Origin of the sequence: Pseudomonas sp. IT-347P (genome assembly GCF_949768005.1) — a bacterium.
Lineage (GTDB): Bacteria > Pseudomonadota > Gammaproteobacteria > Pseudomonadales > Pseudomonadaceae > Aquipseudomonas.
The window spans coordinates 269,197-288,802 of sequence record NZ_CATKPQ010000058.1 but is presented as its reverse complement, the minus strand read 5'-3'; the positions used below and the strand labels follow the sequence as shown (position 1 = coordinate 288,802).

The following is a 19,606-nucleotide window of genomic DNA, read 5'->3' as shown; positions in this document are numbered from 1 at the left end:
ACACTTGCAGTCGCGCGCCCATCCGTTACCATCGCCGCACGTTTTCGGGCACGCGCATAAAAAAGAGAGGCCGGGATGTACATCTATCGCTTGGTCCTGCTTTTAGTCGTGGGGATCTACCTGTTTTCCCCCGCCATCATGGATTGGTGGATCGACGCTACGGGCGCCTGGTATCGCCCTTATCTGCTCTGGCTGATCCTGATTGTCGTGACCTTTATCCTGCAGAGCCAAAAAGATGCCGATGAGCTTTAGCCTGACCCAGATGATCCTGGTCAGCGCCGCATACCTTGCGGTGCTGTTCGGCGTTGCCTGGATCAGCGAACGGGGCATGATCCCACGGGCGATCATTCGCCACCCGCTGACCTACACGCTGTCGTTGGGGGTTTACGCCAGTGCGTGGGCATTTTACGGCACGGTCGGCCTCGCCTATCAGTACGGCTACGGCTTTCTCTCCAGTTACCTCGGTGTGTCCGGCGCGTTCCTGCTGGCGCCGGTGTTGCTCTACCCGATCCTGAAAATCACACGTACCTATCAACTGTCGTCGCTGGCGGATCTGTTCGCGTTCCGCTTTCGCAGCACATGGGCCGGCGCGCTGACCACGATTTTCATGCTGATCGGCGTGCTGCCGCTGCTGGCGTTGCAGATTCAGGCGGTGGCCGACTCCATCGGCATTCTCACCGGCGAACCGATCCAGAGTAGGGTGGCGTTGGCGTTCTGTGCGCTGATCATCCTGTTCACGATTTTCTTCGGCTCCCGGCATATCGCCACCCGTGAGAAGCACGAAGGACTGGTGTTTGCGATTGCCTTCGAGTCGGTGATCAAACTGGTCGCCCTCGGCGGCGTGGGCCTATACGCACTGTACGGTGTGTTCGACGGCCCGCAGCAGCTTGAGCTGTGGCTGCTGCAAAACCAGACCGCCCTCGCCGCCCTGCACACGCCGTTGCAGGAAGGCCCGTGGCGCACGCTGCTGCTGGTGTTTTTCGCCTCGGCGATCGTGATGCCGCACATGTATCACATGACCTTTACCGAGAACCTCAATCCGCGCTCACTGGTCAGCGCGAGTTGGGGGTTGCCACTGTTCCTGCTGCTGATGAGCCTGGCGGTGCCGCTGATCCTCTGGGCCGGCCTGAAGCTCGGCGCCACCACCAACCCGGAATATTTCACCCTCGGCATCGGCATCGCCGCCAACAGCAAACCGCTGGCGTTGCTTGCGTATGTCGGCGGCCTGTCGGCGGCCAGTGGCCTGATCATTGTCACCACGCTGGCGCTGTCGGGCATGGCACTGAACCATCTGGTGCTGCCGCTCTATCAGCCACCGGCCGAAGGCAACATCTACCGCTGGTTGAAGTGGACCCGCCGGGCACTGATCGTCGCGATCATCATGGCCGGCTTCGGCTTCTACCTGATGCTCGGCGCCGAGCAGGATCTGGCCAACCTCGGCATCGTCGCGTTTGTCGCGACCCTGCAATTTTTGCCCGGCGTATTGTCGGTGCTGTACTGGCCGACCGCTAACCGTCGCGGCTTTATTGCCGGTCTGCTGGCAGGGATTCTGGTGTGGGTGGTCACGATGCTGCTGCCGCTGGTCGGCAATCTGCAGGGTTTCTACATTCCGCTGCTGAACATGATTTATGTGCTCGACGACACCAGCTGGCACATGGCGGCCATCGCCTCGCTCGCCGCCAACGTCTTGATGTTCACCCTGATCTCACTGTTCACCAACGCCAGTCCCGAAGAAGCCAGCGCCGCCGAAGCCTGCGCGGTGGATAACGTCCGTCGCCCGCAACGCCGGGAACTGCACGCCGCCTCGCCCCAGGAGTTCGCCACGCAACTGGCCAAACCGCTGGGCGCCAAGGCTGCGCAAAAAGAAGTCGAACAAGCGCTGCGCGATCTTTACCTGCCCTTCGACGAGCGCCGCCCGTATGCCCTGCGCCGCTTGCGCGACCGGATCGAAGCCAACCTCTCCGGCTTGATGGGCCCGAGCGTGGCGCAAGACATGGTGGAAACCTTCCTGCCCTACAAGGCTGGCGGTGAAAACTATGTGACTGAAGACATTCACTTCATCGAAAGCCGCCTCGAGGACTACCACTCGCGCCTCACCGGTCTGGCTGCCGAACTCGATGCCCTGCGCCGTTACCACCGCCAGACTTTGCAGGAACTGCCGATGGGCGTCTGCTCGCTGGCCAAGGATCAAGAGATCCTGATGTGGAACAAGGCCATGGAAGAACTCACCGGGATTGCCGCGCAACGTGTGGTCGGTTCGCGCCTGAGCACCATCGGCGAGCCGTGGAAAGAATTGCTCCAGGGTTTCATCAACCTGCCCGACGAACACTTGCACAAACAACACCTGGCCCTCGACGGTCAGACGCGCTGGCTGAATCTGCACAAAGCGGCGATCGATGAGCCCTTGGCACCGGGTAACAGTGGCTTGGTGCTGTTGGTCGAAGATTTGACCGAAACACAGATGCTCGAAGACAAACTGGTGCACTCCGAGCGCCTGGCCAGCATCGGTCGTCTGGCAGCCGGCGTGGCCCACGAAATCGGCAATCCGATCACCGGCATCGCCTGTCTGGCGCAAAACCTGCGCGAAGAACGTGAAGACGACGGCGAACTCACGGAAATCAGCGGACAGATCCTCGAACAGACCAAACGTGTGTCACGCATCGTCCAGTCGCTGATGAGCTTCGCCCATGCGGGCAGCCATCAACACAGTGACGAGCCCGTTTGTCTGGCAGAGGTCGCTCAAGATGCGATTGGCCTGCTGGCCTTGAACCGACGCAATTTCGAAGTGCAGTTCTACAACCTGTGCGATCCGGATCATTGGGTCGAAGGCGATCCGCAGCGGCTCGCCCAGGTCTTGATCAATCTGCTCTCCAACGCCCGCGACGCCTCGCCGCCGCACAGTGCGGTACGGGTCAAGAGCGAAGCCGGCGAACACACGGTCGATCTGATCGTCGAAGACGAAGGCAGTGGTATTCCGAAGAACATCATGGACCGATTGTTCGAACCCTTCTTCACCACCAAGGATCCTGGCGAAGGCACCGGTCTGGGCCTTGCACTGGTCTATTCCATCGTTGAAGAGCATTATGGACAAATCACCATCGACAGCCCGGCTGATGTACAAAGCCAACGCGGCACCCGTATCCGGGTGACCTTACCGCGTCATGTCGAAGCGACGTCCGCTGTGAACTGAGACCGTCGAGAGTATCGAATCAATGCCGCACATTTTGATCGTCGAAGACGAAACAATTATCCGCTCCGCCTTGCGCCGCCTGCTGGAACGCAACCAGTACCAGGTCAGCGAAGCCGGTTCAGTGCAGGAAGCACAAGAACGCTTCACCATTCCTACGTTCGATCTGATCGTCAGCGATCTGCGTTTGCCGGGCGCTCCGGGCACCGAGCTGATCAAGCTCGGCCAGGGCACCCCGGTGCTGATCATGACCAGTTACGCCAGCCTGCGCTCGGCGGTCGACTCGATGAAGATGGGCGCGGTGGACTACATCGCCAAGCCTTTCGATCACGATGAAATGCTGCAGGCTGTCGCGCGGATCCTGCGTGATCGCCAATCGGCGCCAGCCGCAGGCGAAGTCGTTGCCAGCAAACCGGCCAATGGCAGCGGTAAATCTGCCGTCGACAACAGCAACGGCGAGATCGGCATCATCGGGTCCTGCCCGCCGATGCAAGACCTGTACAGCAAGATCCGCAAAGTTGCGCCGACCGATTCCAATGTGTTGATCCAGGGTGAATCCGGCACCGGTAAAGAACTGGTGGCCCGCGCCCTGCACAACCTGTCGAAACGCGCCAAGGCGCCGATGATTTCGGTGAACTGCGCAGCCATTCCGGAAAGCCTGATCGAGTCCGAACTGTTCGGTCACGAGAAGGGCGCGTTCACCGGCGCCAGCGCCGGGCGTGCCGGTCTGGTCGAAGCGGCAGATGGCGGCACCTTGTTCCTCGACGAGATCGGTGAGCTGCCGCTGGAAGCTCAGGCCCGCCTGCTGCGCGTGTTGCAGGAAGGCGAGATTCGCCGGGTCGGTTCGGTGCAGTCGCAGAAGGTCGATGTGCGCCTGATCGCCGCGACTCACCGGGACCTGAAAAGCCTGGCGAAGATCGGCCAGTTCCGTGAAGACCTGTATTACCGCCTGCACGTGATTGCGTTGAAACTGCCGGCCCTGCGCGAACGCGGCGCCGACGTCAATGAAATCGCCAATGCTTTCCTCGCTCGCCAGAGTGCGCGCATCAACCGTACCGACCTGAAATTTGCCGCCGATGCCGAACAGGCGATCCGGCATTATTCCTGGCCGGGTAACGTGCGTGAGCTGGAGAACGCAGTCGAGCGCGCGGTGATTCTGAGCGAAAGCCCGGAAATCTCCGCCGACCTGCTGGGCATCGACATCGAGCTGAGCGATCTGGAAGACGACGAGTTCATCGGTCTGCCACCGCAAACGGGCGGTAACGCCAGCAACAGCAGCCATGAGCCGACCGAAGATCTGTCGCTGGAAGACTACTTCCAGCATTTTGTCCTCGAGCATCAGGACCACATGACTGAGACCGAACTGGCGCGCAAACTGGGCGTCAGCCGCAAATGTCTGTGGGAACGCCGTCAGCGCCTGGGCATTCCACGGCGCAAGACCGGGGTCGCCAGCGAGAGCTGAACGTAACCCGTCGAGTGCGTGGGTAACGCTTGAGGATGTGAAAAAACTGTTACCTCAGTCCTTTCACGTAACAGAAGCCGGGGTCATCGGTAACGAAACCCCGGCTTTTTTTCGCCCCGACAAAACGGTTATATCGACCTAACCCCTTGTTTTATTGGGCTTCGCAAAAGTTGGCACGCCCCCTGCTATATGTCTGGTACAAGAACAATAACAAGCAATGCACAAGACAATAAAAATAAGACGAATCGACTCACGCACAATAAAAACAAGACGGCGAGAGGCGCAGCTAACTGATTCTTTTGGAGAGGCGTTGTATTTGGGGCTTGCCCCACGACCAGGCCGAGAACAACAAAAACTGTCCTAAGACAGAGCCTGTACTGGTTGGATCGAGAGATCACTGCAATTCAGCGACCAAAGCAATCCGTTTGCTCTTGGCTCCCGATTGGGAGGGTCACGAAGGGAACACTTCGTGGCGAGGGCACTCAACAAAAACAAGAAGCCCGAATCAATAATAAAAAGAGCACGCAACTACTTCTTGGGGAGCTTCGGCTCCCCTTGTAGTTTCTCTTCCCTGCAAAATCCCCCCTTTTTATCGCGCGCGATGCCTGTAGCCTGCGGCTTGCAGCTCAAATCGGCGGTGTCCTACACCATCCCTCGACTAAATGCTAGAATCTGCGCCCATCATGCGGTCATTCTTTTGGTATGGCCGAACATTCCTTCAAACAGTGCATCCCATGCTGAAGAAGCTGTTCCAGTCATTCCGAACTCCCGTGCGTCGTACGCAACACATCCGCAGCACCCCTGAAGTGCTCAACAGCGGCCAACATTCGCTGCAGAAAACGCAATTCAGCCGCTATGCGGTGAATATCGTCGAACGCCTGCAAGGCGCCGGTTACCAGGCTTATCTGGTCGGCGGTTGCGTGCGTGACATGCTGCTGGGCATCACACCCAAGGATTTCGACGTCGCCACCAGCGCCACCCCCGAGCAAGTCCGTGCCGAATTCCGCAATGCGCGGATCATCGGCCGCCGCTTCAAACTGGTGCATATCCATTTCGGGCGCGAAATCATTGAAGTCGCGACCTTCCGCGCCAATCACCCGGTCAACGAAGACGACGAAGACAGCAATCAGTCTTCGCGCAACGAGAGCGGACGGATTTTGCGCGATAACGTCTATGGCACCCTGGAAGAAGACGCGCAACGCCGCGACTTCACCATTAACGCCCTGTATTACGATCCGGTCAGCGAGCGCATCCTCGACTACGCCAACGGCGTACACGACATCCGCAATCACCTGATCCGCCTGATCGGCGACCCGAAGCAGCGCTATCAGGAAGACCCGGTGCGCATGCTGCGGGCCGTGCGTTTCGCCGCCAAGCTCAATTTCGGCATCGAGAAGCACACCGTGCAGCCGATTCGCGAACTGGCGCCGATGCTGCGCGAGATCCCTTCGGCGCGCCTGTTCGAAGAAGTGCTCAAGTTGTTCCTCTCGGGCCACGGCGCAATCACTTTCGAAATGCTGGTCGATCTGCAACTGTTCGCTCCGTTGTTCCCGGCCAGCGCCGATGCGCTGGAATACAACCCGGAATACACCCACACGCTGATCAGCGAAGCGCTGACAAACACCGACCTGCGCATCAAGCAGAACAAACCGGTGACCCCGGCGTTCCTCTTTGCCGCGTTGCTGTGGCCGGCCCTGCCCGCCCGCGTGTTGCGTCTGCAAGAGCGTGGCATGCCGCCGATTCCGGCGATGCAGGAAGCCGCCCACGAGCTGATCGCCGAACAATGCCAGCGCATTGCGATCCCGAAACGCTTCACCATGCCGATCCGCGAGATCTGGGATATGCAGGAACGCCTGCCACGCCGCAGTGGCAAACGTGCCGACCTGTTGCTGGACAACCCGCGTTTCCGTGCGGGCTACGACTTCCTGCTGCTGCGTGAAAGCGCGGGCGAGGAAACGGATGGCTTGGGCGAATGGTGGACGGATTATCAGGACGCCAACGACAGCGAGCGCCGCGACATGATCCGCGACCTCAGCGGCAAGGGCGATGACGCCAGCGGGGCGCCGCGCAAACGTCGCCGCAGCAGCGGTTCCAAGCGCAAACGCGCCGGCGCCCCGAGCGCGACAGGCGAATAAAGGCATGGAGCGCATCTACATCGGCATGGGCAGCAACCTCGCTGACCCCGCCGAACAATTGCGCAGCGCCGTCGAGGCGCTGGGCCAGTTGCCGCAGACCACACTCGCAGGCGTTTCCGCCTTCTATCAAAGCGACTCGTTGCTGCCCGGCCAACCGCGTTACACCAACGCGGTTGCCGCGCTCGACAGCGCACTTGCACCGATTGATCTGCTTGATGCCTTGCAAGCCATCGAGAACGGTCAGGGCCGCGAACGCCTGGAACGTTGGGGTCCGCGTACGCTGGATCTGGACATCCTGCTGTTCGGCGATCGACTGATCGACGAACCACGCCTGAAAGTCCCGCATTACCAGATTCAGGAACGCGCGTTCGTGCTGTATCCCCTCGCTGAACTGGCTCCGCGAGATTTGCGCTTGGCTGACGGCCGCACCCTCCCCGACCTCTTGGCAGCCTGCCCATTCGTCGGTCTGGAACGCCACCCCCTCGCCTGACACCAATCCCCTGTGGGAGCGGGCTTGCTCGCGAATACGGTGTACCCGTTAAATAAGATGCTGACTGACACGACGCCTTCGCGAGCAAGCCCGCTCCCACACTGACTTGTGTCATGTCCAGATGTATTGTCCGACAAAAACCTCCCGAATCAGCCCCGCCGCGCCGCTGAATCGCATCAGTAACGGCGGTAACACTCCCCTCGTAACAATGCGGTAACACACGCAATTGACTTCCTGTTGGCTCATCACGACTATAGGCGTCCCGCTGCCGCCAACCCGGCACACACGGGCGCAATCCAGGCCATATAAGCACGACAAAAGAGCGTGCGCCTGAGTAGATGAAGAATCACGCGCGTTACTCGCAGTAGTTTCCAGAGCGCCTGAACGAGGATTTTTTACATGCCAGCCATCACCCTGACCACGCTCCAGAGCCTCAAGCAGAAAGGTGAAAAGATCACCATGCTGACCTGCTATGACGCGACCTTCGCCCACGCCTGCAATGAGGCCGGTGTCGAAGTGCTGCTGGTGGGCGACTCCCTCGGCATGGTCTTGCAAGGTCACGACAGCACGTTGCCGGTGACCATCGCAGAAATGGCCTACCACACCGCTTGCGTCAAACGCGGCAACAGCGATGCCCTGATCCTCGCCGACCTGCCGTTCATGGCCAACGCCACCCTTGAACAAACCATGACCAACAGCGCCATGCTGATGCAGGCCGGTGCGCACATGGTCAAGGTCGAAGGTCAGTTGTGGCTGGCCGAGTCGATCCGTCTGCTCGCCGAGCGCGGTGTGCCGGTTTGCGCGCACATGGGCCTGACCCCGCAAGCGGTGAACATTCTCGGCGGCTATAAAGTGCAGGGCCGCAACGAAAATCAGGCGCGGCAGATGCGTGCCGATGCGATTTCGCTGGAACAGGCCGGCGCCGCCATGCTCCTGCTGGAATGTGTACCGAGCGAACTGGCCGCCGAAATCACCCAGGCGGTAAAGATCCCGGTCATCGGCATCGGCGCCGGTAACGCCACCGACGGTCAGGTCCTGGTGCTGCACGACATGCTCGGCCTGTCGATCACCGGCCGCGTACCGAAATTTGTCAAGAACTTCATGCACGGTCAGGACAGCATCCAGTCCGCGCTGAAGGCTTACGTCAATGAAGTCAAAGCCACCACGTTCCCAGGCATCGAACACGGATTCTCTGCATGAACACCGTTAAAACCGTACGCGAACTGCGCGCCGCTGTGGCCCGCGCCCGCAGCGAAGGCAAGCGCATCGGCTTCGTGCCGACCATGGGCAACCTGCACAGCGGCCACGTCGCACTGATCACCAAAGCCACCCAGCGGGTGGATTTCGTGGTCGCGAGTATTTTCGTCAACCCGCTGCAATTCGGCGCCGGTGAAGACCTCGACAAATACCCGCGCACGTTGGCGGCGGACCAGGAAAAACTGCTGGAGGCCGGTTGTTCCCTGCTGTTCGCCCCGACAGTCGAAGAAATGTACCCCGACGGCATGGCCGGGCAGACTCGGGTCAGCGTGCCGCAATTGTCCGAAGGCCTGTGCGGCGCCAGCCGTCCGGGGCACTTCGAAGGCGTGGCAACCGTGGTCAGCAAGCTGTTCAACATGGTCCAGCCGGATCTGGCGATTTTCGGCCAGAAGGATTATCAGCAACTGGCGGTGATCCGCGCGCTGGTGCATGACCTGAACATGCCGATCCAGATTATCGGCGAACCGACCGTGCGCGCCGCCGACGGCCTGGCACTGTCATCGCGCAATGGTTTCCTCAGCGAAGAGCAACGCGCGGTGGCGCCGGTGGTCTATCGCTCGCTGAGCAACATTGCCGAATCGATCAAGCAGGGCGAACGCGATTTCCCGGCGCTGATCAGTGTCCAGTTACAAGAGCTCGAAGCCGCAGGCCTGCGCCCCGATTACCTGGAAATCCGCCACGCCCTGACCTTGCGTCCGGCGACGGCTGAAGACCGTGACCTGGTGATTCTGGTGGCCGCGTTCCTTGGCACCACGCGGTTGATCGACAACTTGCACCTGAATCTCGATACCCCGGTTTAACCAACACCGCAATATCCCCTGTGGGAGCGGGCTTGCTCGCGAATGCAACCTGTCAGTTGACCACGATGTCGGCTGACATGACGCCTTCGCGAGCAAGCCCGCTCCCACAGTGGTTTTCGCTGTAATGAAGATTGCATTTCAGCTGTATTGCCGCCCCCAAAGCCTTCGGGCACACTGCCCGCCGTTCGATGCCAACCCGGGAAATTCCTCATGCACGCGATCATGCTCAAGGCCAAACTGCACCGCGCCGAAGTCACTCATGCAGTGCTCGATTACGAAGGTTCGTGCGCCATCGATGGCGAGTGGCTGGACTTGTCCGGCATCCGTGAATACGAGCAGATCCAGATTTATAACGTCGACAATGGCGAGCGTTTCACCACCTACGCGATCCGTGGCGAAGAAGGCTCGCGGATGATCTCGGTCAACGGCGCCGCTGCGCACAAGGCCAGGGTTGGCGACCGCGTGATCATTTGTGCCTACGCTCATTACAGCGAAGCGGAACTGGTCGATTTCAAGCCGCGCATGCTCTACATGGCGCCGGGCAACGAGCTGAGCCACACCAGCAACGCCATCCCGGTTCAGCTCGCCTGATTCCTCAATCGCCCCGCTCCCCCTCCGTTTGTCGGCCAGTTCCCGGTCTGGATGTTAAAAAAGTACAGGGATCTGGTCAGACAAAGTCAAGACAGAACGCAGCGCGAGGTTTACTGTATTCGCCCTGTGTCCAGAAATCGTGTCGACGCAGTTGATCCCATGCCCAAACATGGCGTGTCGGGTCTGTTCAGTGTTCAAAAGGCCGTTCAAGTAAAAAGGAAAACCGCAGCGATGGCGTATTACCTCACTCCTCAAGACGTTACCGCTCTGCCCGCCTGGCAAGCGTTGAAAGATCACCGCCAAGCCATGCAGGATTTCAGCATGCGCGAAGCCTTCAACGCCGATCCGCAGCGCTTCAACCAGTTCACCCTCAGCAGCTGCGGCCTGTTTCTCGATTATTCGAAGAATTTGATCAACGCCCAGACCCGCAACCTGCTGGTCGGTCTGGCCAATGAAGTCGATCTGAAAGGCGCTATCAAAGCGCTGTTCGAAGGCGAAATCGTCAACACTTCCGAAGGCCGCCCGGCGCTGCATACCGCCCTGCGTCGTCCGGTCGGCGACAAGTTGTCGGTCAATGGCGTCAACGTGATGCCGGAAGTCCACAAGGTTTTGAACCAGATTACCGATCTGGTTGGCCGCATTCATGACGGTCTGTGGCGCGGTTACACCGAGAAGCCGATCACCGACGTGGTCAACATCGGCATCGGTGGCTCGTTCCTCGGCCCAGAGCTGGTCTCCGAAGCACTGCTGTCCTACGCGCAGAAAGGCGTGCGTTGCCACTATCTGGCGAACATCGACGGCAGCGAGTTCCACGAGCTGACGCAGAAACTGCGCGCCGAGACCACGCTGTTCATCGTTTCGTCGAAGTCGTTCAACACCCTCGAAACCCTGAAAAACGCTCAGGCTGCTCGCGCCTGGTACCTGGCGCAGGGCGGTTCGGAAGCCGAGCTGTATCGTCACTTCATCGCCGTATCGAGCAACAACGCGGCAGCCGTGGCGTTCGGTATCCGCGAAGAAAACATTTTCCCGATGTGGGACTGGGTCGGCGGGCGTTACTCGCTGTGGTCGGCCATCGGTTTGCCGATTGCCCTGGCCATCGGCATGTCCAACTTCAAGGAACTGCTGTCCGGTGCCTACACCATGGACCAGCATTTCCAGACCGCGCCGTTCGAACAGAACATGCCGGTGCTGCTGGCCTTGCTCGGTGTCTGGTACGGCAACTTCTGGGGCGCGCAAAGCCACGCGATCCTGCCGTACGACCATTACCTGCGCAACATCACCAAGCACTTGCAACAGCTGGACATGGAATCCAACGGCAAGAGCGTGCGTCAGGACGGCACACCGGTGTCGACCGATACCGGTCCGGTAATCTGGGGCGGCGTCGGCTGCAACGGTCAGCACGCTTATCACCAGTTGCTGCATCAAGGTTCGCAGTTGATCCCGGCCGATTTCATCGTACCGATCGTCAGCTTCAACCCGGTCTCCGACCACCATCAGTGGCTGTACGCCAACTGCCTGTCGCAGAGCCAGGCGTTGATGCTCGGCAAAACCCTGCCGGAAGCCGAGCAGGAACTGCGTGACAAGGGCATGAGCGAAGAGCAGGTACACAAGCTCGCGCCGCACAAGGTGATCCCGGGCAACCGTCCGAGCAACACTATTGTGGTCGAGCGCATCAGCCCGCGTCGTCTCGGCGCGCTGGTGGCGATGTATGAGCACAAAGTGTTCGTGCAAAGCGTGGTCTGGGGCATCAACGCCTTCGACCAGTGGGGCGTGGAATTGGGCAAGGAACTGGGCAAAGGCGTTTACAACCGTCTGGTCGGCAGCGATGAAACCCTGGCTGACGATGCCTCCACCCAGGGCTTGATCAACTACTTCCGCGGCCGTCACCGCGGGTGATGTGATGGTTCGGCCCACAAGGTTTGGCTCAAACCCAATCTTGTGGGCACAGAGATCCCTTGTAGGAGTGAGCCTGCTCGCGATAGCGGTGTATCAGTCAGCATTGATGTTGAATGACACACCGCTATCGCGAGCAGGCTCACTCCTACAGTTGTTTTGAGGTGCATTCAACATCAGCTTCAGCCTTCAGATTCCTGATCCGGCTTGAACCCTTTGCCCGCTCGGCGCATCTTTATTCCTGTCGCACCACAAGAATAAGGAACCGTCATGTTCGATATCAGCACGTTCCCAAAAGCCGATGCTGTCCGCCGGGCTGCTCAGTTGAGTCAGGATGACTATCGGCGCCTGTACCGCGAATCCATTGAACACCCCGCTACCTTCTGGGCCGATCAGGCCACGCAGTTCCTCGACTGGAGCACGCCGTGGCAGACCGTTCAGCGCTACGACCTGAAAACCGGTGAAGCCGCCTGGTTTGCCGGGGGCAAACTGAACGTCAGTTACAACTGCATCGACCGCCATCTGGAAAAGCGCGGCGAGCAGACTGCCTTGCTCTGGGAAGGCGACGATCCGGCTGAATCGGCGCAGATCACCTATAAAAAACTTCATCACCACGTTTGTCGCCTGGCCAATGTGCTGAAAAGCCGTGGCGTGAAGAAAGGCGATCGAGTGTGCATCTACATGCCGATGATCCCCGAGGCCGCTTACGCCATGCTCGCTTGCGCGCGGATCGGTGCGATCCATTCGGTGGTGTTTGGCGGTTTTTCCCCGGACTCCCTGCGTGATCGCATTCTCGATGCCGACTGCCGCACGGTGATCACGGCGGATGAAGGCGTGCGCGGTGGCAAGTTCGTGCCGCTGAAACAGAACGTCGACAAAGCCCTGCAAAGTTGCCCCGACGTCAGCACCGTCGTGGTGGTTGAACGCACCCAAGGCAACGTCGACTGGGTCGACGGCCGCGACCTCTGGTACCACCAGGCCGTGCGCGAGGTCAGCGACGATTGCCCACCGGAGCCGATGGACGCCGAAGACCCGTTGTTCATCCTTTACACCTCCGGCAGCACCGGCAAACCCAAAGGCGTGCTGCACACCACCGGTGGCTATCTGCTGCAAGCGGCGATGACCTTCAAATACGTGCTCGATTACCGCGACGGCGAAGTGTTCTGGTGCACCGCCGATGTCGGCTGGGTCACTGGCCACAGCTACATCGTCTACGGTCCACTGGCCAATGGCGCGACCACGCTGATGTTCGAAGGCGTGCCGAGCTACCCGAACAGTTCACGTTTCTGGCAGGTGATTGATAAACACAAGGTCAACATCTTCTACACAGCGCCCACCGCCCTGCGCGCGTTGATGCGCGAAGGCGCCGAGCCGTTGAAGGAAACGTCGCGCGCCAGCCTCAGATTACTCGGCAGCGTCGGTGAGCCGATCAACCCGGAAGCGTGGGATTGGTATTTCAACGTCGTAGGAGAACAGCGCTGCCCCATCGTCGATACCTGGTGGCAGACCGAAACCGGCGGCATCATGCTCAGCCCGCTGGTCAGCGCCCAGCGAATCAAACCGGGCTGCGCCACGCAACCGATGTTTGGTGTGCAACCGGTGCTGCTCGATGAGCACGGCAAAGAAATCAAAGGCGCCGGCAGCGGCGTGCTCGCCATAAAATCAAGCTGGCCGGCGCAGATCCGCAGTGTCTATGGCGACCCGCAGCGAATGGTCGACACCTATTTCAAACCCTACCCCGGCTACTACTTCACCGGCGACGGCGCGCGTCGCGACGAGGATGGCGACTACTGGATCACCGGGCGCATCGACGACGTGATCAACGTCTCTGGCCATCGCATCGGCACGGCTGAGGTGGAAAGTGCGCTGGTGTTGCACGACAGCATCGCCGAAGCCGCCGTGGTCGGTTACCCGCACGACGTCAAAGGTCAGGGCATCTACGCCTTCGTCACGCCCATGAACGGCACCGAACCGAATGACGAACTGAAGAAGGAACTGCTGGCCCACGTCAGCAAGGAAATCGGCAGCTTCGCCAAACCCGACCTGATCCAGTGGGCACCGGCCTTGCCGAAAACCCGTTCAGGCAAGATCATGCGACGCATCCTGCGCAAGATCGCCTGCAACGAACTCGACAGCCTCGGCGACACCTCGACCCTGGCCGATCCGAGTGTGGTGCAAGGCCTGATCGACAAGCGCCTCAATCAGTAACACCCCGGGCGCGGTCAACCGGCCGCGCCCGCCCTTCCTCACTGAGTGGTCATGGAATTCATCCGCAGCCGTATCGAACAGCAACTCATGAGCCTGACCGGGCTGTCGCTCGGTCAGCTCGATCTGGAAAACCCCAAGGGCGATCCCGGCCTGTTTGGTCCGGATTCGATCAGCTGGCAGGTGCACGGCGATTTCAGCAGTATGTTGATCGGTGGCATCAGCGCACTGTTGCTGCAAGCTTTGCATCCGCTGGCGCTGGCCGGGGTTTGGGACCATTCGAACTTTCGCGAAGACATGCTCGGTCGCTTGCGGCGTACCAGTCAGTTTGTCTCCGGCACCACGTTTGGCTCGCGCAGGGACGCTGACTGGCTGATCGAGAAAGTGCGCACCATTCATCTGCAAGTAGTCGGTACTGCGCCGGATGGTCGTCCCTACGCGGCGAGTGATCCGGATTTACTGACCTGGGTGCACGTGGCCGAAGTCAGCAACTTTCTCGCCGCGCATTTGCGTTATCGCAATCCGCAGTTGTCGGGGGCGGATCAGGATCGTTATTACGCGGAAATCGCGGTGATTGCCGAACGCCTGGGCGCACGGGATGTGCCGAAATCGCGGCAAGCCGTCGCTGATTATCTGCAACGCATGCGCCCGCAGTTGCTGTGCGATGGGCGCAGCCGTGAGGTTTTGCGCTTGCTGCTCGACGCACCGGCGCCCAGTGTTCTGGCGCGGCCGCTTGGTGATTTGATGATGAAGGCCGGTATCGACCTGTTGCCGGACTGGGCCAGCGACATGCTCAATGTCCGCCAGAGTTCGCTGCAACGGCAATTGATTCGCGCCAGCGTCAGGCGCAGTGCACCGATGCTGCGCTGGGCGATGCGCAATGGTTCGGTGCAAAGGGCTAAACGCCGGATGGGTTTGCTGACCTAAAAGCTTCGCGAGCAGGCTCGCTCCTACAGGAGATCGGATTGGCAGCATCGATCCCATGTGGGAGTGAGGCTGCTCGCGAAGGGCGCCACTCGATAGCCCGCCAAGCTGCTAAACTCCCGCGCCCCCATTCTCTCCAGCAAGGCGCCCGCATGTCTTCCTTGAATCAGGCGCTGCGCGCCGCCCTCGATCAACGCCAGGACTTGCTCACTGAGCTACACAGCCAGGGCACCGATTGCTATCGGCTGTTCCACGGTAGCCAGGAAGGCGCCGGCGGTTTGACCATCGACCGCTACGGCCCGCAACTGCTGGTGCAAAGCTTTCACCAGACGCTCGAGCGTGACGATCTGCTACAACTGCACGCCATGGTCAACCAGACCCTGGGCTTCGACTCCCTTCTGGTCTACAACGACCGCTCCCGTGGCAACTCGCGCATTGATCGCGAAGACAGCGTCTACCAAGCCGATGACGCAGCGCTGGCCGATCTGGTCGGCCACGAATGGGGTCTCAACTACCGGGTGCGCGGTCGCCATGCCGGGCAGGATCCACTGCTGTTCCTTGACCTGCGCAACACCCGCGGCTGGGTCAAGGGTCACGCCAAAGGCAAATCCGTACTCAACCTGTTCGCCTACACCTGTGGCGTCGGTCTCAGTGCCGCCGCCGGTGGTGCGCGCGAAGTGTGCAACCTGGATTTCGCCGAGGGCAACCTGGCGGTCGGTCGCGAAAACGGCCTGCTCAATCCGCAATTGCCCGAGATGCAATTCATCCAGTCCGATTACTTTCCGGCAATTCGCCAACTAGCCGGTCTGCCGATCAGCCAGCGTCGCGGGCAGAAACTGCCGAGCTACCAGCGCCTCGATCAGCGTCAATACGATCTGGTGCTGCTCGACCCGCCAGCCTGGGCCAAAAGCGCTTTCGGCACCGTCGATTTGCTGCGCGACTATCAAAGCCTGCTCAAGCCGGCCTTGCTGACCACCGCCGACAACGGCGTGCTGATCTGCTGCAACAACCTGGCAAAAGTCAGCATGGACGACTGGCGCGAGCAGGTGCTGCGCTGTGCCGAGAAGGCCGGGCGACCGGTGCGTGAATGGCAAGTGATGACTCCGGGCGCCGACTTCCCGTCGATGGACCAGCAACCGCCGCTGAAAACCCTGATCCTGCAGCTCTGAACCGCCCGCGCGGCTGACAACTGTTCCCCTGTGGGAGCGAGCTTGCTCGCGAAGGCGTCATGTCAGTCGGCATATTTATCAACTGAACGACCGCTTTCGCGAGCAAGCTCGCTCCCACAGTGTTTGTGATTACACAAAAATCTGAACAATCCTGCCCCCTGCGATGTACTTCGGAACCAGAATCGCGTGCCATACTCCAAGGCACTCCGATTCAGACAGATGAAGCCGCACATGCCCAAAGGATTGATCCGCGCGATTGGCGCCCTGTTGACCGCTCTGGCCCTCTACAGCTTGCTGGGGTTTCTGATTCTGCCGGGCATCGCCCTGCGCATTGCCAATCAGCAACTGGCCAGCTACGCGACGGTGCCTGCGCATATCCAGCGCATCGAACTCAACCCGTTCAGCCTTGAAGTCACCCTGTGGGGTCTGATCATCGGCGAGCCGGGCAAGGAGCAGGTGGGTTTCGATCGCTTGTACGCCGACCTGCAAATCGACAGTCTGTGGACCAAAGCCCTGCATCTGGCGAACATCGAGCTGGACAAGCCGAAGACCGAAATCCTGTTTGCCAAGGACGGCAAGCTCAACCTGCTCGGTCTGTTCAATGTGCCGGCCAGCGAGCCGACACCGGCCGACCCGGACGCCAAACCCTTCCCGTTGCGCATCGATAACATCAAACTGGCCAGCGGTGTGGTGCACTTTCAGGACGTGCGCCCGAGCGAGCCCATCGAGTTTCTTTACGACGACCTCAGCTTCGAACTGAAAAACCTCAGCACCCTGCCCGAAGACAGCGCCGACATGACCCTGATCGCCATCGGCCCGGCCGGTGGGCGAATCGACTGGAGCGGTAATTTCAGCCTGATCCCGTTCACCTCCGAAGGCACCCTGAAAGTCACCGACGGCAAGATGAAAGCTTTCTGGCCCTACGTGCGTGACTCGGTGCCTTTGGTGCTCGAAGACGGCGTGATCAGCCTCAGCACCGACTACAAACTCAATCTGTCGAAAGAAACCGAACTGCTGCTGAACAACGTCGCGGTGAGCATCGCGCCGTTCGCCATCAAGGCTCCGGACGGGCGCCCACTGGCTAAACTTGAACGCCTCGACGTCAGCGAGACCTCGCTGGACCTGGCCAAACAACAAGTGGTGGTCGGCAAAATCCGCAGTAACAAACTGGAAACCTGGGCGGCGCTCGAAGCCGATGGGCAACTGGACTGGCAGAAACTGTTCGCCAGCCAGCCATCGAAACCGGCCGCCAAAGCTGCTGCCGAACCGGCGAACACCCCGGCAGCCGCCGACTCGCCGAAAACACCGCCTGCGCCGAGCAAGCCATGGCAAGTGCTGCTCAAAGATGTGCAATTGCGTAACTACACCGTGCATCTGGCCGATCGCTCTGCAACGCCTGCGGTGGCGCTGGATATCACGCCGCTCAACGTCGATCTGCAGGATTTCGACAGCCTCAACGGTTCGCCTTTCAAGCTCAAGCTCGATGGCGGCGTGGGCAAACAAGGCAAAATCACGGCTGATGGCACGGTCAATCTGGCCCCCGTCAACGCCCAGCTCAACGTCAAAACCCAGGACATCGACCTGCGTGTCGCGCAGTCCTACATCAATCCGTTCATTCGCCTGGAACTGCGCAGCGGCATGCTCGGCAGCGATCTGAAGGTCAACCTCAAGAGCACCGAGCCGCTGGCCCTCAGCGTTACCGGGCGCGCGCAGATCGATCAACTGCACACCCTCGACACCCTGAAAACCCGCGACTTCCTCAAATGGCAGCAGGTGGTGGTCGAAGGCCTGAACTATCAGCACGGCGACAGCTTGTCGATCGACAGGATCAACCTGTTCCAGCCGTATGCGCGGTTCATGATCAACGATGATCGCACCACCAACATCGATGACCTGCTGATCCCGCAGCCCGCCGACAGCGGCACCAAAACCACAGCGGCGAAACCGGCCAGCAACGAAAAACCGCTGGGCATTCACATCGGTGGCATCGCCATCAACGATGGCTCGGCCAACTTCGCCGACTTCAGCCTGACACCGAACTTCGCTACCGCCGTGCAGCAACTCAATGGCCAGATCGGTACCATCGACAGCCGCCAGGCGAAACCGGCCAGCGTCGACATCAAAGGCAAGGTCGACCGCTATGCACCGGTGACCATCAAGGGCGCGGTCAATCCATTCGACCCGATGGCCAGCCTCGATATCGCCACCAGTTTCAAACGGGTCGAGCTGACGACACTGACGCCCTACTCCGGCAAATTCGCCGGTTACCGTATCCGCAAGGGCCGCCTCAACCTTGACCTGCATTACCTGATCACCAAGGGCCAGCTCAAAGCCGAAAACAAAGTGGTGGTCGAGCAATTGCAGCTCGGCGAGAAAGTCGACAGCCCGGATGCCGTGAGCCTGCCACTGAAACTGGCGATTGCCTTGCTCAAGGACGTCGACGGTAAGATCTCCATCGAGTTGCCAGTGACCGGCGACTTGAACAACCCGCAGTTCAGCGTGATGCCGATTGTCTGGCAGACCTTGCGCAACCTGATCGTCAAAGCCGCTGCCGCGCCCTTCAAAATGATTGGCGGGCTGATCAGTGGCGGCAGTTCGCAAGACCTTGGCACCGTGTCGTTTGCCCCGGGTTCCAGCGAGTTGAGCAAGGATGCCGAAGCGGCGCTGGTGAAACTGTCCCAAGCGCTGAAGGAGCGCCCCGCCCTGCGCCTGGAAATCGAAGGCACCGCGGCCAAAAGCAGCGACGGCCCATTGCTCGCCGAACAGCGCCTGGAACGCGAATACCAGTACAACTACTACAAGATGCTCCAGCGTCGCGGCGATAAAGTCCCGGCGCAGGCGTCGTTGCTGCAAGTGCCGGACAGCGAGAAAGGCCCACTGCTCGAAGGCATCTACCGCACCCGTCTGAAAACCCAGCCGCCGGCCGAATGGAAGGATCTGGGCAAGGAAGAACGCACGGCGAAGCTGCGCGAGGGCGTGATCAAGTTCTGGAGCAGCAGCGACGTGCTGTTGCGTCAGTTGGGTCAGGACCGAGCCAGCAGCATCAAGGATTATCTGGTCGATAAAGGCAAGCTGGCAGACGACCGCGTGTACTTCATCGATGCCAATCTCGGTGAAGCCGAGAGCGATGGCCGCGTGGTCACGCAAATGCATCTGGATGCCGAATGATGAAACTGCAGTGGCTGGCCTTGATCGCAATGACCTTCGCGGCCAGCCACGCCTCGGCCTCCGATACGCTGCGCTGCGGCAGTCAACTGATCAGCCTTGGCGACCGTGCCAGCGAAGTCGTGCAAAAGTGCGGCGAACCGGTCAGCCGTGATGTGTTGGGCTACAAGCGCAGCGCCAACCGTCGCGAGGAGTTTCAGGTCGAGGAATGGACCTACGGTCCGAGCAACGGCATGTATCAATACCTGCGCTTCGAAGGCAATCGTCTGCGGCAGATCAACAGCAAACGCGGCGACTAAACCAACACCAAACCCCTGTGGGAGCGAGC

The 19,606-nt window shown here is 60.1% G+C and carries 14 protein-coding genes; all 14 read left to right on the top strand.

Translation table 11 applies throughout. The annotated features are described in order from the left end of the window. Positions 1 to 75: 75 nt before the first annotated feature. The 14 genes from ACM6IV_RS25585 to ACM6IV_RS25520 all read left to right on the top strand — a co-directional run bounded on the left by ACM6IV_RS25585 (position 76) and on the right by ACM6IV_RS25520 (position 19,577). Entirely contained in the window at positions 76 to 252 is a 177-nt protein-coding gene (locus ACM6IV_RS25585; RefSeq protein WP_003176118.1) for a hypothetical protein, read from the top strand. After that, positions 236 to 3,190: a sensor histidine kinase gene (locus ACM6IV_RS25580; protein ID WP_414872151.1), complete on the top strand. Its 2,955-nt coding sequence runs from the start codon at positions 236 to 238 to the stop codon at positions 3,188 to 3,190. Before ACM6IV_RS25585 ends, ACM6IV_RS25580 begins: the two co-directional genes overlap by 17 nt. Before the next feature lie 22 nt (positions 3,191 to 3,212). Then, positions 3,213 to 4,649, top strand: a complete 1,437-nt coding sequence (locus tag ACM6IV_RS25575; protein ID WP_414872150.1) for a sigma-54-dependent transcriptional regulator — start codon at positions 3,213 to 3,215, stop codon at positions 4,647 to 4,649. 734 nt (positions 4,650 to 5,383) lie between these two features. Beyond that, positions 5,384 to 6,784, top strand: a complete 1,401-nt coding sequence (locus tag ACM6IV_RS25570; RefSeq protein WP_414872149.1) for a polynucleotide adenylyltransferase PcnB — start codon at positions 5,384 to 5,386, stop codon at positions 6,782 to 6,784. A gap of 4 nt (positions 6,785 to 6,788) precedes the next feature. Continuing rightward, positions 6,789 to 7,274, top strand: a complete 486-nt coding sequence (gene folK, locus ACM6IV_RS25565) for a 2-amino-4-hydroxy-6-hydroxymethyldihydropteridine diphosphokinase (RefSeq protein WP_414872148.1) — start codon at positions 6,789 to 6,791, stop codon at positions 7,272 to 7,274. A gap of 399 nt (positions 7,275 to 7,673) precedes the next feature. Further along, a complete protein-coding gene (gene panB, locus ACM6IV_RS25560) occupies positions 7,674 to 8,474 on the top strand; it encodes a 3-methyl-2-oxobutanoate hydroxymethyltransferase (protein ID WP_414872147.1) in 801 nt (266 codons plus the stop codon). Beyond that, on the top strand, positions 8,471 to 9,331 hold the full coding sequence (panC, locus tag ACM6IV_RS25555) for a pantoate--beta-alanine ligase (RefSeq protein WP_414872146.1): 861 nt from the start codon (positions 8,471 to 8,473) through the stop codon (positions 9,329 to 9,331). The genes panB and panC overlap by 4 nt, the downstream gene beginning before the upstream one ends. 210 nt (positions 9,332 to 9,541) lie before the next feature. Continuing rightward, a complete protein-coding gene (gene panD, locus ACM6IV_RS25550) occupies positions 9,542 to 9,922 on the top strand; it encodes an aspartate 1-decarboxylase (RefSeq protein ID WP_414872145.1) in 381 nt (126 codons plus the stop codon). Positions 9,923 to 10,153: 231 nt separating this feature from the next. Further along, on the top strand, positions 10,154 to 11,818 hold the full coding sequence (gene pgi / locus ACM6IV_RS25545) for a glucose-6-phosphate isomerase (RefSeq protein WP_414872144.1): 1,665 nt from the start codon (positions 10,154 to 10,156) through the stop codon (positions 11,816 to 11,818). 267 nt (positions 11,819 to 12,085) lie between these two features. Further along, a complete protein-coding gene (gene acs / locus ACM6IV_RS25540; protein ID WP_414872143.1) occupies positions 12,086 to 14,023 on the top strand; it encodes an acetate--CoA ligase in 1,938 nt (645 codons plus the stop codon). A 51-nt stretch (positions 14,024 to 14,074) separates the two neighbouring features. Beyond that, the gene (locus ACM6IV_RS25535; protein ID WP_414872142.1) at positions 14,075 to 14,947 is read left to right on the top strand and encodes an oxygenase MpaB family protein; all 873 of its coding nucleotides are present in this window, start codon (positions 14,075 to 14,077) and stop codon (positions 14,945 to 14,947) included. Between the two features lie 149 nt (positions 14,948 to 15,096). After that, on the top strand, positions 15,097 to 16,113 hold the full coding sequence (locus ACM6IV_RS25530) for a class I SAM-dependent rRNA methyltransferase (protein ID WP_414872141.1): 1,017 nt from the start codon (positions 15,097 to 15,099) through the stop codon (positions 16,111 to 16,113). A 219-nt stretch (positions 16,114 to 16,332) separates the two neighbouring features. After that, entirely contained in the window at positions 16,333 to 19,281 is a 2,949-nt protein-coding gene (locus ACM6IV_RS25525) for a DUF748 domain-containing protein (RefSeq protein ID WP_414872140.1), read from the top strand. Then, positions 19,281 to 19,577 (top strand): DUF2845 domain-containing protein, encoded by a 297-nt coding sequence (locus tag ACM6IV_RS25520; RefSeq protein ID WP_414872139.1) that lies wholly within the window; start codon positions 19,281 to 19,283, stop codon positions 19,575 to 19,577. The genes ACM6IV_RS25525 and ACM6IV_RS25520 overlap by 1 nt, the downstream gene beginning before the upstream one ends. Positions 19,578 to 19,606 lie beyond the last annotated feature (29 nt).